Consider the following 12,970-nt stretch of genomic DNA (forward strand, 5'->3'; position numbering starts at 1 on the left):
GACCCGATCCGCGCGAAAGGCATCATGGCCAGCGGCGCATGTGATAGCCGCATTAAAGGCCGGACACATGGCCGCACCAACCAGCAGAGCGCGCAGCGACAGAAACCACTCGCCAACGGAGGGCCGTCCACACAAGGCCAAGCTCGGTCGGGACCATTCGGAAGACATGCTATTCTTGAACGTCGCCGGCTTGGATCGATCCGCCGGTGTGTTGGAGATCGGAGTGCCAAAGCTCAAGATTGATGCTGCTGGGCGGATCGCTTTGTCCCCTGAGGTGCTTACGCATCTTGGCGTTCGGCCCGGATCGGAGTTGGATGTCGAAATGACAGGAAACGCCGGCCTCACATTTCGCCGCCCTCGTAAGGCCCACAGCATTGCGGAAGCCTTTGGCTCTCTGCAGAGCAGTACCGGCCGGCAACTCTCGATCGACGAGATCAACGAAGCAATCGCTAAGGGATGGTAAGCGGCGGCTGGACCCGGCCTTGATGTGATCGGCTGGGTGCGGGAGTCCTCGCCGATGCTGTCGGTGGCGGAGGGCTCTGGTGTTGGCTGAGACGTCTTACGAGGCTCTTACGACGTCTGATCGAGGTAGGGCCGAGGTGCTGGGCCGCGTGGGTTCGCGCAAGCGGGTGTGGCGTCCAGAGCAAAAGATGGCGATCGTGCAGGAGAGCCTCGGGTCCGCGACGATGCCGACCGAGGTGGCGCGGCGCTACGGCATCTCGACGGGCCTTCTCTACACCTGGCGCAAGCAGTTGCCGTCGGCGGCGACCGAGGGGTTCGTGCCGTGCGAGATCGTCGACGCGGCGCCTGCGGCCCCCATGGTGGCGGCGCTGCCACCGTCGGATCCGCTGCCAGCGGCGACTTCGCCGCTCGCGGCACGATCTGGCGTGTGGTCGAGGTGCCGCTTACGTATCGCCGATGATCATAGGCGCTGATAGCAAATAGGATGCGGGCGCGACCAACGATCGCGCCCGCATAGTTCGTGGCAATCCGTCAGCCTGTCCGAGCAGGCCCCCTTGACTCCTTGAGGCGACACGCGGTCGAGCTTATCCTCGGCTGTATCGGCCTTCAAACGTTGCTCCCCGTTCCGGGTCAGTGAACCTGATCCCGATGGCCTCGCCGTGTGAATCGGCGATCCAGGTTACGTCGTAGTTGGTGTATTCCGACGGTGGCCAGAACGACTGGAACCGCCCGTCATCGTCCACTTTCCATTCCCCCGGCGAAGGTTTCCCTCTCTCAGTGTAAACGGTGCGCCCATCCGACGTGAAGACCTGCGTCGCGCCGTTAGCGTAGGTGAATGGTGCGCGTGTGAGCGCGCTGGGGATGTCGGCTGCATCGATGCGGTCGCCATCCTTAATCGCGGATTCCTTGAATGTGGACATGTCCTGCTCCGTTCGAATGGTGGTCTGCGCGGCGCCTGCACGCATTGTTCGCGACGACACGCCGAGGTGGCTTGGCGCCGCGTACTCTAGCGAACTCGCCTCCTCCAAGGCTCGGTGCGATCGGGTTGCCGGTTACGCCGCCCTTGGCCATACGCACGCGATCATCGTTCGTCAGGAGCTGCGCCGCGTAGATCGGCTGACGCTTACAAGGGATGGGCCGGGAAGCGGTAAGGTCCCGACTTTGCTGGCCGTCCGCCGCAAGGAGCCTGTCTGCAACCGGGCCAAAACCTGAAGAACGATCGTCCTGCAGTGATTCAAGCGCAGCTACGGCCCACGATGGCGGAAGTTGGGCCGCAGGATCGTGGCACCGCCCCGCAGATCGTCGAGATAATCCGACCAGTGCCGCATCATCTGGACACGCTCATCCCAGTACTGACCACGCGTGTAGGCGCGCCGGACCGAGTTGGCCTCAACATGGGCGAGTTGCCGTTCGATCGCATCGGGATTCCAGATGCCCATCTCGTTGAGCAAGGTCGCCGCCATGGCGCGGAAGCCATGTGCGGTCATTTCATCCTTTGCGTAGCCGAGTCGCCTGAGGGCCGCATTGATGGTGTTGTCGGACATCGGTCTGTCCGTCGCTCGAAGCGAATAAAACAGATAGGGGCTCAGAGCTTCGTCATGCTCCAGATCGCAAATGATCGCGATCGCCTGCCGAGATAACGGCACCGCATGAGGCAGGCCCATCTTCATCTTGTGATCCGGGATGGTCCAGACCGCGCGCTCGAAGTCGAACTCCTTCCATTCGGCATGGCGCAGCTCGCCGGGACGAACAAAGACATGAGGAAGCAGGCGCAAGGCCACTCGGATGATCGGATGTCCGTCGTAGTCCTCTATGGACCGCATCAGCGCGCCCACTTCTCTGGGCGTCGTGACTGCTGCGCGGTGAACGACCTTCGGGGTCACCAAGGCTCCGCGAAGGTCGGCGCACACATCACGTTCCGCGCGCGCGGTGGCAATCGCGTAGCGGAAGACCTGACTGCACGTCGCACGGACGCTACAGGCAGTGTAGTACTTCTTGGTCCGCTCGATCCGTTTGAGGGCGAGCAGGACCTCATGTGGGGTGATCTGGGTGATAGGCCGCCGGCCGAGACTCGGCATTACCAGTCCGAGCTGCCATTCGTACTTCTTGATCGTCATAGGCGCACGAGCTTCTAGGCCAACCTTCTCCAGCCAGTCGTCGGAAACGGCTTTGAACGTGTTGGCCTGCGCGATCGAGGCTGCAATCCTGTCGAGCTTCTTCTGCTCACAAGGATCGATACCGTCTGCAAGACGTCGGCGGGCCTGCAAGGTCTTTTCGCGAGCGTCCGCCAGGGTGACCTCCGGCCAGCGCCCGAACGAGATCGTCTTCTGTGCCCCGTGGAAGCGGTAGTTCATCCGCCATAACCGACTGCCGTTCGGCTTAACGTACAGATAGAGGCCGTCCCGGTCCGAAAGCTTGTACGGCTTATCCTTGGGCTTGGCTCGCTTCACCCAAACCGCCGTCAGCTGAGACTTTTGCCGATTCTCATGGGTCATGATGGTATCGCCCTTCTCCGCTTTTCGGAGATACCATCACCTGTTCCATTTATGTGCTGGGATTCGGTAAAATCTCTCCGAACTTTCAGAGACTATATACCAGAAAAAAGTCGCTAAAAACAGACGCCTACGGGACATTCTGGGATGTCTTGGGAAGGACTGTTGGAGCGGGTAGCGGGAATCGAACCCGCGTCACAAGCTTGGAAGGCTAGTGCTCTACCATTGAGCTATACCCGCTAAATCAGCCACTTGGCCTGCTTTCCGATATCTCGTCGTGCAGATTGCGTCCGATCGGATCGCTCAGTGCCACCACCAGGGCGGCGGCGTCAACACGGGTCGTGGGTGCGGGCGACAGGCCAAGCAGAATCCGGTCGTCGCTTACAAAATGCAGGGCGGGTCAGTCGCTCTCGCTGATGGAGCCTTTGATCTGCTCGTAAGGCGTGCCGTCCTCGGGCGACACCTTGAGGAGCGCCGACCAGCCGGCATTGGCATTGCCGAGCGTCAGGGTCACCAGGGTCACCGGAGCCCCCGGCCGGAGCCGCGCGGTTCCCCGCTGGACGGAGCGGTTGGCGCCTCTGCCCCCGGTCACTTCCAGGGCATAGCTCGCCGCCATGATCTCGTCCGACGCGCCGATCACTTTCAGGCGCACGCCTCCGCCAACCTCTTCGGACACCAGGCGAATCGGCGGAGCTTCGGCCGGTGCCGTCTGATTCATGACTGGAGCGGCCAGCAGCATGATGGCGCTGATGATACCCATGGATACAACTCCTTCACCGCTTCGGCCCGCCTCCTCAATCGGGAGTGGGGCCGGGGGACGTTTGGCCGATAATCGCCGTCACGAGCGCCGCCGCCGCGTCAACGGCCGCTTCTTCCGCCGGGTCGAGGGGCCTTTTCTCGCTCGGTTGCGGCGAGCCAAGGACGATCGACGCGACGGCGAGCCCCTCCATCGAATCGGCGTCGCCGTCGGAGACGAGGCGCCGCGTGGCGCTGGCCGTGGTCGTCCCCTCGCGCAGCCGCTGCTGGACCAGCAACCGCTGCTCGGGCGAAAGCCGGGTCGGATCGGGCCGGCGGAACTCGGCCGCGCGCGTTTCGATCACCCGCCGGCAGAGCTCGGCCTTTTCCGGGGTGTCCTCTTCGGCCGCATCGCAGGCATCGTCGCCCTCGACCGGCGTGACGGCGCCGGTCCGCCCCTCGCTCCGCTGAGACAGAGCTTGCGGAGGCTGGGCCGTCGGTCCGCCCTTGTAGAGCTGGACGGGAGCCCTGGCGTCGCGATCGGCGTCGGTGAGCTGGCGAGTGGGCGAAACTCCATCCGCGCCGGAACTGAGCTGCTCCAGCGGCGGCGGGGCAACCGGCCGCGGCGGCGCGATGATCGTTCGCGTCGGAGTCGGTGAGGAAACCTGCTCGATGGGCGCGGTCGGCCCGTTCCGCCCGCTCGCCGCATCAATCTGCTCGATACGACTTGCCGTAACCTGCGCCGCGGCGGAGCCGCAGACAAATAGAATCCCGAGGGCCAGCACGCTCCCCGCTTTCGGGGTTCGCAAGATGCGGCTGTCGGTGAATGGCTGCTTCATCGCGGGCTGTCCTTACGGGCGCAACCGCTCCATTGGCGGCATGAATCCCTATAGCATTGCGGCGGCGCGGAACGAAGCCGCGCGACGCGCTTACCATCCACCCTTCTGGGTGATGAGCATGTTGCCGCCGCCATTCTGGGTGATCTCGGTCGGCTGGTTGCCCTTGGGAAGATTGTTGCCGACCTGGACCCAGACGAGCCGGTTGCCGTCATTATTCTGGGTGGCGTGCATCTCGTTGCGGTCGCCGATCTGCTTCAACAGGGCCTGGTTGTCCGACCCGTTCTGGGCCAGCGACATTTCATTGTTCGATCCGAACTGGGCCATGATCGCGCCGCTGCTTTCCCCGGTCGACGTCTGACTGGCGGCCAGTTGATTTTGATGGCCCGCCTGTACCGCATAGAGAACGTTCTCCCCATCCCCCTGCTGAGAGACGATGGCCTGATTCTCCTTGCCGAACTGCTTGACGAGGACGAAGTCGCGATCGGTGCCGTTCTGGGTGACATCCGCGTTGTTGTCGTCGCCATCCTGCCAGACGATGGCGAGCGAATCCGAATTGGTCTGGGTGACGGTCGCGTCGTTATAATCGCCGATCTGGGTTATGTACGCGCCATGCCCCGGCAGGGGCGGAATTTCGAAGTCGGGAAGCTCACCGCCACCATTGCCGTGCCCCGAATTGCCCTGATCGCCTTCATTGCCTTCATTGCCGTTGCAGGGATTCCCGGTCCCGACGCCCGGGCCGATACCGCAGGGATCGCCGGGTGGGATCCTGTCATTGTCGGCCAATGCGGGCGCCGCGCCCAGAGCCATCGCGAGCGCGCTGGCGGCTGCGAGGACGATGCGGTGGTTCATGGCCGGTTCCTTCTTCATTCAAAAGGTGGCCGGCGCCCGTGACGGGCGCCGGCCGTGGTTACTTACTGACTGACGACGGCGACGTTGCCGGTGCCCGTCTGGGTCACCGTCGAGATCGACGCGGTGGTCTGCGACACCTGGGCACTGTGGCCCGTGCCGTCCTGCGTGATGGTGGACAGAGCGCCGGCACCCGACTGATCGACTTCGGCGGTGTTGGTGCTGCCGGTCTGCGTCACAAAGGAGTCGGCTTCCGCCCTCTGCGTCACCAACGCCGAGTTGCCGGAGCCGCCGCCCTGCGTGATCTCGGAATAAGCCGAGAGGCTGCTCGCCGTCTGCGTCAGCTGGGCAGTATTGGCGCCGGCATTCTGCGTAACGAACGAAGTGCCGCTGTCGCCCAGCTGAGAGACAAAGGCCTGCGAACCGTCCGAACCGACATTCTGCGCCACGGTCGATGTGTTGAGATCGCCGATCTGCGAAACGTAGGCTTCGGCGTTGCCGTTCTGGACGACGCTGGACACGTTGCCCGTGCCGTCCTGCTCGACGTCGGCCAGGGCTCCCGCCCCGGTGATCGTCTGGGTGACGTCAGACTCGTTGTCGAGGCCGGTCTGGCTGACGAACGCTTCCATCCGCGGCGGAGCGCTGTTGGCACCCGACTGCGAGACGTTCGAGTCGTTTCCTTCACCGTCCTGCGCGACGTTGGCGTAGCCATCCTCGGCGTTCTGGATGATGTTGGAATAGTTGCCAGTGCTAGCGATGGCGCTGGTCTGCGACACGATCGCATCGGCGCCGCGAGCGGCCGTTCCCTGCGAGACGTCGGATTCGTTGCTGCCTCCGGACTGGGTCACCGACGCGGTCCCGAAGCGGCCATTCTGGGTGATCCCGGAATCGTTCGCATCGCCGTTCTGGTTGACCGAAGCGCCGACGTCGTCGTTGCGCTGCTGGACATCCGAGACGTTGTCGCTGCCCGACTGCGTGACCGACACGATCGCCCGGTCGCCATTCTCGTCGGCCGGGTTGTTGGTGTTCGCGCCCTGGAAAATCGTGGAGCTGTTGCCCACACCATCCTGGCTGACGGTCACCACGGCATTGTCGGCCCGCTGCGAGGCTTGTGAATAATTGCCCGAACCGTCCTGCGTGATCGTCGCCGTGCTGTTGGCATCGCCAATCTTATTGGCCTCCGCGGGGGGCGGACCACCCTGATCGAGGAGCGAGGTATTGCCGTCGCCCGTCTGGCTGACGCCGGCGCTGTTGCCCTGGCCCAGCTGAGCGACGCTGGAGAAGCTCGAACCATCCTGCGACACGGTCGCGCTGTTTCCGGGCGCGCCCGAGGCCTCGTTCGACTGCGCGACTTCCGACGTCGCGCCGCCGTCCTGGGTCACCGTGGCGCTATGGCCTTCACCCAACTGATTCACGCTGGAGAAATCACCCGCGTTCTGGATGACGTCCGCGGTGTTGAGATTGCCGTCCTGAAAGACGATCGACAGATCGTCGGTGCCGTTCTGGGTAACGCCGGCCGCGTTGCCGTCACCGGTTTGAACGACGCCGGAGAAGGACGAGGATGAGGTACCGCTCTGGTTGGTCGTGGTGGTATTGCCGTTGCCCAGTTGCAGGATACCGGACCCCCCGTTGAGGCCTGCCTGGCTGATGCTGGCGGTATTGCCGTTGCCGAGTTGGGCGATGCCCGCGCCGTCGGCTTCGCCGGCCAGCACTTCCTCGACGGTCGGAACGGCCGGATCGGTGCCCGCGCCGGTCTGGCTGACGGTGGCGGTATTGGTGCTGCCGACCTGCAATATGCCGGTCGCCTGGCTGTCGCCGCTCTGCGTGAGGTCGGCGCTATTGTCGTCGCCGAACTGCGCGATGAACGCGTCGTCGTCCACGCTGCCCGAGTCCTGAGTGACCGACGCGATGTTGTCGCCTTCCTGCAGGATCGTCAGGTCGCCGTCGACGCCCTCCTGCGTCACCGTCGCTTCGTTGCTCGGATCTTCCGCAGTCGGGATGAAGTTCTGTGTCTGGCTGATCGTGACATTGTTGTTGTCACCCGACTGCGTCACGCCCGCGACATTGTTGTCGCCGATCTGGGTGACGGTCGAGTCCGTATCGCCGGTCGAACCGGTCTGGTTGACGGTAGCGTCATTGCCCAGGCCGTTCTGCGTGACGACCGAGTCAGAGGCGAGCGCCGGACCGGCAGCGAAAATCGCCGCGACCGAAACCCCCGTGAGAAATACTTTCTTCATTATGGTTACCTTCCCCCGTTTACTGAATTCTCGGAAACCAGCGCCCCGTGTCGAGGCGCCGGTCCCATCACTTACTGGTTGACGACGGCGGTGTTGCCGGTGCCGTTCTGGGTGACGATCGAGTCATTGCCGTCACTCAGCTGGCTGACCGTGGCCGAGTTGCCGCTGCCGCCCTGTGTGATCAGCGAGTCGTTGCCGTTGCCGACCTGGGTCAGCGAAGCGAAACCGTCGATCCCGGACTGGGTGATCGAGGACGTGTTGCTGTTGCCCTGCTGATTTGAGCTGGCAAAGTTGGCGGTCGTTGCCGTCTCGCTAAAGCCCGTCTGGCTGATCGACGAACTGTTGAGCGAGCCGTTCTGGGTGGCCGACGCTTCCGCGCCAACCGCGAACTCCACCGGAGTCGTGGCGAAGCCTGCCGAGACCTGCTCGATATAGACATTGTTGGTGCCGCCGGTGCCGGTCTGATTGACGGTCGCGCGAGCGCCGCCATTCTGGAAGTTCTGCACGACCGACGACGTGTTCTGGGTGCCGCTCTGCAGGATGTCGGCATCATTATCGGTGGACGTCGTCGACACATAGTCGGAGACGTTCTCGCCGCCCATCTGGTCCACGGTCACCTGTCCGCTGACGGCATTGCGGCCCTGCTGGACGTAGGAGTCGTTCTGGCCGGCGCCGGCGGCGTTGTGGGTCTGGGTGACGCTGACGGTCGAGCCCGTGCCGCTGAGGCCGAAGCCGTTCACATTGTCCTGGATGACGGTCGAGACGTTGGCCTGGCTGGTGCCGGCGCTGCTGGAGCCGTCATCGCTCTGCGTCACGTCGACGGTGCTCTCGGGCGGGCGATCGTCGGCGCTGGTGGTGACGGTCGAGGTCGAGCCCGTGACGCCGTCCTGGTTGACGTTGACGGTTCCGCCGCCCGTCTGCGTGATGTCGGAGACGTCGTTCGCGCCGGTCTGGTCGACCGTGGCGACGGCGCCGCTGCCCGACTGGGTGACGTCCGAATCGTTGTTCTGTGCGAGCGCGGGAGCGGCCACGAGAAGTGCTGCGACCGATGCGCCGGTGAGAAGAATGCGGTTCATGATGCTTTCCTTTCCTAGTCTTCGAAGGAACCGGCCGGCGCTCCGAGGAACACCGGCCGGCTACGCTCACTGATTGACGATGGCGGTGTTGGCAGTGCCGTTCTGGGTGACGTTGGAAACGTTCCCGTCACTCGCCTGGGTCACGTAGGCGTTGTTGAGACCGCCGCCCTGAGTGATGATAGAGTTGTTGCCGCTGCCGGACTGGGCGAGCCGCGCTTCATTGTCGGTACCGCCCTGGTTGACGAGCGAGACGTTGCCATTTCCGGACTGATCGACATCCACCGTGTTGTCGAGCAACTGGTTGAAGTCGCCGTCCAGTGTTGCGCTACCGGTCTGGTTGACAACCGACTGGTTGTCATCGCCCGACTGGCGGACGCCGGTGCTCAGGTTGAAGTTGGCGACGAAGCCCGACTGGTTGAGTTCCGAGCTGTTGCCGGATCCGGTCTGGCTGACGTTGGCAACGGTGGCTTCGCCCGTCTGGAGGACAGTGGAGTCGTTGCCGCTCGCCCCCTGATTGATAAAGGCGAAGTTCGAAGCGCCGCTCTGAGTGACGCCGGAAGTGTTATCCTCCCCGACCTGGGTGACATAGGCTACGCCGGCAGAATAGCTCCCTGAGCCATCCGTGTAGACGCCCACGCCTTTGGCCGACGACTGGTTCACCGTCGACGAGAGGTTGTTGCCGCTCTGGCTTACCACCGCGCGGTTTGTGATCGTGCTCTGGGTGATGCTGGAGCTGTTCTCATCTCCAATCTGGCTCACGATCGCCGTCGAATCCGCACCCGACTGATCGATCAGCGAGACGTTGGTGGGGGCGTTCAGCGGGTCGGCCAGGTTGGTGCCGCGCTGCGTCACCGACGCCGACGTGCCGTCGGCCGACTGGGTGATGCGCGAGGCATTGCGGGCGAAGTCGCCGGGGGCGACGCTGCCCTGGTCGACGGTGGCCGCGCCGGCAGCCGTCTGATCGATCACCGAAGTGTTGTAGACGCCGCTCTGAGCCACGTCCGCGCTGGCGGCAGCGCTCTGATCGATGCTGGAGCGGTTGAGAGTGCCGTCCTGCACCAACGCCGCGCTGGCGCCGTCGGCCGACTGGTCGATCAGCGACACGTTGTTGGCGAAGGCTTCGCCGGCGGTGGAAGGCGGCAAGGTATCGCCGTCCCAGTTGCGCGGGCCGAGCGGATTGGCCCCGCCAGTCTGGGTGACGTCCGCCGAAGCGCCCGCGCTCTGGTTGATGCGGGACGTGTTGTCGTCGCTGGTCTGGCTGACGATGGCGCCGGCGCCATCGCCCGTCTGCAGGATCGTCGAGGCGTTCCCGTTACCCGCCTGGGTGACATTCGCCGCCGCGCCGTTCGCCAGCTGGTCGATGTCGGAGGTGTTGTTGTCGCCATCCTGGCCGACAGTCGCGTCATTGCCGTCGCCGGCCTGGTCGACATCCGAGAAGCTGTCGCCGGCCTGCGTCACGTCGGCAAAGTTGCCGTTGCCGGTCTGCAGGATCAGCGACTCCGCGCCGATGCCGCTCTGGTCGACGAAAGCATCGTTGCTGTTGCCGAGCTGATCGATATCCGACGACACCCCGTCCGTGTCCTCGCCGCTCTGCGTCACACCGGCTTCGTTGCTGTTGCCGAGCTGAAAGATCGAAGAGTCCGCGTTGCCGCTGAGCTGCTGAGACACGATGCCGCGGTTGTTGCCGCCGTTCTGCGTGGTGTCGGCCGAGAGATCATTGCCGCGCTGGTGCGTCGCGGCGTAGTTCTCGGTGCCGTCGCCAGGAACCGTTTCCTGATCGATAATGGCTGACTGGCCTTCGCCCGGAGCATAGGCCTGATGGACCTGTGCGCGGTTGTTGCCCGTCTGGTCGACCTCAACGGAGCCGTTGTCGCCATTCTGGGTCACGTCGGCGATGTTGCTGAGTTGCTGGCTGTAGGGCTCTTCGCTCTGCGGAACGCCGGTCGGCGGCACGTCGGCGCCGTCCTGGTTGATGGTTACGGTGTTGTTCTCGCCGCCCGCGCCCTGCCGGACGACCGTCCAGTTGTCGGCGCCCTGCTGGTCGACGGTAACGTCGCTGCCCGACGTATTCGTCTGGATGACTTCCGCTTGCTGGGCGAGGCCGTCCTGGGTGACGGTCGCGGTATTGTTCTGCGCCAGGGCCGGAGCCGCGGCGAAAAGGGCAATGGTGGAAACCGAGGTGAGGATCGCGCGCTTCATGAACTTGGTCCTTCTTTCTTGAAAAGCCGGCCAGCGCCCTGAAGGACGCCGGCCGTTACGTCGTTATTGATTGACGATCGCCGTGTTGCCGGTGCCGCCCTGGGTGACGGTCGAGAGGTTGGCGTTCGACGCCTGCGTCACGTTAGCGGTGTTGTTCATGCCGGACTGGTCGACGAACGACTGGTTGTCGTCCCCGGTCTGCATGACGTTGGCGATGTTGCCCGACGACGGCGGCGGCGCGCTGTCCACGTCGCCTTCGCCCTGACGGATCTCCGACAGGTTCCGGTCGCCCAGCTGATCGACATTGGCCGAGTTGAGCGAGTCGAAATCGCTGCGGAGGAACGCCGCGTTCTGCCGGATCAGCGAGCTGTTGAGGTCACCCCCCTGCTCGACGTCGGCGCTGTTGCGCCGTCCGCCCTGGATGATCGTCGAATCGGCGTTCGTGCTGCCGGCAAGCTGGCGGAGGCCCGCGGCGTTGTCGGAATTACCAACGCTGTTATTCTCGCCGACCTGCTGTATGTCCGACTTGCCGCTGAAGCCCAGCTGATCGACATGGGCGTTGCCGCCACGACGGGTCTGGGTGATCGTCGATTCATTCTCGTCGCCGATCTGATCGACCGAAGCGCGCAGGAAGTCGCCGCTCTGCTGGATATCCGAGCTGTTGAGGTTGCCCTGCTGGTTGACGTCAGCGATATTGTCGGCCGCCTGGCTGACGATCGACGCATTGTCGTCACCGTCCTGGTTCACGACCGCGCTGTTGCGGGCCCCTTGCACGACATCCGAGTCGTTGTTGTCGCCAGTCTGGGTGACGCCGGCGCTTGAGCCATCGCCATTCTGCAGGATCAGCGAGTCGTTCGACGCGAAGCCGTCGGTCGGGTTGTTCGCGAGCTGGTTGACCGTCGCGGACGACGCGCCATTCTGGGTGATGTTCGACAGATTGTCGCCCTGGCCGGTGCCGGGGCCACCCGATGCCGGATCGCCGGCCTGGGTGACGCTGGCGCTGGCGCCGTTGGCATTCTGCGTGACGTTCGACTCGTTGTAGACGCCGGTCTGGCTGACGATGGCGTCGGCGTCGGCATTCTGGTCGACGTTCGAACGATTGAGCTCGCCGTTCTGGGTGACGTCGGCGAAGGCGCCGGCGCCGGACTGATCGACCACCGAGTTGTTGTTCGGCGGAGCCAGGCCGTATCCGACCTCGGTGCCGCTCTGGTCGACATGCGCTTCGGCACCAGCACCGCTCTGATTGATGAGCGAGCTGTTCTCGTTTCCGTTCTGGTCCACCTCGGCAATCGTGTTGTCGCCCGATTGATTCACCGTGGAGATGTTGGCCGTTCCAAGCTGGAAGACGTTCGCGTTGGCCCCGTCGCCGCTCTGGTCGACGCCCGAGCTGTTGCCGTTGCCCGACGTGCCGGGCCCCGATTGCTGATAAACGGTCGCGATCGTGTCGGCCCCGCTCTGGTTGATCGTCGAGTTGTTGTCCTCGCCGAACTGGGTCGACGTGGCGCTGGCATTGTTCGCGGTCACACTTTGGAAGATGGTCGAGCTGTCGCCCTCGCCATTCTGGTCGATCGTCGCGTCCGCGTCGTCGGCATCCTGGTCGATCGTTGCCTGGTTGAGGCGATTGGCCGCGCCCGGAGCCGGACGATTGCCGTTAAGCTGCGTCACATTGGCGCTGGAGAGCGCGCCCGACTGATCGACGTCCGACGCATTGCCCTCCCCGGTCTGGCTGACGGTCGCATCGGAATCACCCGATTGGATGACGCTGGAGTCATTCGTCGGATCGTTGCTCGTCGGCGCGTCCGCGCTGCTGTCCTGCGACACGGTGGCGCTGGCGCCGTCGGCCGTCTGGGCGACGTTCGAGTAATTGTCGGCACCGGCCTGCGTCACCGCAGCGGTGTTGTTGGCGTTGCTCTGGTCGATGTCCGAGTCCGAGCTCGAGGCATCGGTCTGCGTCACGGTCGCGTTTTGGCCGGAGCCATCCTGCGTGATGTCGGACGTGTTGTTCTGGGCCATCGCGCTGCCGGCGGTGAGAAGGGCAAGCGCGGAAACCGAAGTGAGAATAGTGCGTTTCATGGTTGTCATTC

General features: G+C 64.1%; 11 protein-coding genes and 1 tRNA gene. 2 read left to right on the top strand and 10 right to left on the bottom strand.

Going from position 1 to position 12,970, the window contains the following annotated elements; translation table 11 throughout:
• Together VIR62_RS04975 and VIR62_RS04980 are read left to right on the top strand one after the other, a co-directional pair.
• The coding region (locus tag VIR62_RS04975) for an AbrB/MazE/SpoVT family DNA-binding domain-containing protein (RefSeq protein WP_431869202.1) at positions 1 to 463 on the top strand (463 nt) is incomplete at its 5' end.
• Positions 464 to 629: 166 nt separating this feature from the next.
• On the top strand, positions 630 to 935 hold the full coding sequence (locus tag VIR62_RS04980) for a transposase (protein WP_431869298.1): 306 nt from the start codon (positions 630 to 632) through the stop codon (positions 933 to 935).
• 111 nt (positions 936 to 1,046) lie between these two features.
• Here the strand turns inward: VIR62_RS04980 and VIR62_RS04985 are convergent, their stop codons facing one another.
• The 10 genes from VIR62_RS04985 to VIR62_RS05030 form a co-directional block, all read right to left on the bottom strand.
• Entirely contained in the window at positions 1,047 to 1,382 is a 336-nt protein-coding gene (locus tag VIR62_RS04985; protein WP_431869204.1) for a hypothetical protein, read from the bottom strand.
• A 324-nt stretch (positions 1,383 to 1,706) separates the two neighbouring features.
• Positions 1,707 to 2,957, bottom strand: coding sequence for a tyrosine-type recombinase/integrase (locus tag VIR62_RS04990; protein WP_431869206.1), 1,251 nt, complete (start codon positions 2,955 to 2,957; stop codon positions 1,707 to 1,709).
• Positions 2,958 to 3,120: 163 nt separating this feature from the next.
• Positions 3,121 to 3,194, bottom strand: a tRNA-Gly gene (locus VIR62_RS04995).
• A 160-nt stretch (positions 3,195 to 3,354) separates the two neighbouring features.
• Positions 3,355 to 3,714, bottom strand: coding sequence for a curli-like amyloid fiber formation chaperone CsgH (gene csgH / locus VIR62_RS05000; protein ID WP_431869208.1), 360 nt, complete (start codon positions 3,712 to 3,714; stop codon positions 3,355 to 3,357).
• Positions 3,715 to 3,748: 34 nt separating this feature from the next.
• The gene (locus VIR62_RS05005) at positions 3,749 to 4,528 is read right to left on the bottom strand and encodes a hypothetical protein (protein ID WP_431869210.1); all 780 of its coding nucleotides are present in this window, start codon (positions 4,526 to 4,528) and stop codon (positions 3,749 to 3,751) included.
• Between the two features lie 90 nt (positions 4,529 to 4,618).
• Positions 4,619 to 5,377 (bottom strand): hypothetical protein, encoded by a 759-nt coding sequence (locus tag VIR62_RS05010; RefSeq protein ID WP_431869212.1) that lies wholly within the window; start codon positions 5,375 to 5,377, stop codon positions 4,619 to 4,621.
• 62 nt (positions 5,378 to 5,439) lie between these two features.
• Positions 5,440 to 7,611, bottom strand: coding sequence for a beta strand repeat-containing protein (locus VIR62_RS05015; protein ID WP_431869214.1), 2,172 nt, complete (start codon positions 7,609 to 7,611; stop codon positions 5,440 to 5,442).
• A gap of 71 nt (positions 7,612 to 7,682) precedes the next feature.
• A complete protein-coding gene (locus tag VIR62_RS05020; protein WP_431869216.1) occupies positions 7,683 to 8,687 on the bottom strand; it encodes a hypothetical protein in 1,005 nt (334 codons plus the stop codon).
• A 66-nt stretch (positions 8,688 to 8,753) separates the two neighbouring features.
• On the bottom strand, positions 8,754 to 10,886 hold the full coding sequence (locus VIR62_RS05025) for a beta strand repeat-containing protein (protein ID WP_431869217.1): 2,133 nt from the start codon (positions 10,884 to 10,886) through the stop codon (positions 8,754 to 8,756).
• Between the two features lie 63 nt (positions 10,887 to 10,949).
• Positions 10,950 to 12,959, bottom strand: a complete 2,010-nt coding sequence (locus tag VIR62_RS05030; protein WP_431869219.1) for a beta strand repeat-containing protein — start codon at positions 12,957 to 12,959, stop codon at positions 10,950 to 10,952.
• Positions 12,960 to 12,970: the final 11 nt, after the last annotated feature.

It is taken from the genome of Allosphingosinicella sp. (assembly GCF_036570505.1).
Lineage (GTDB): Bacteria > Pseudomonadota > Alphaproteobacteria > Sphingomonadales > Sphingomonadaceae > Allosphingosinicella.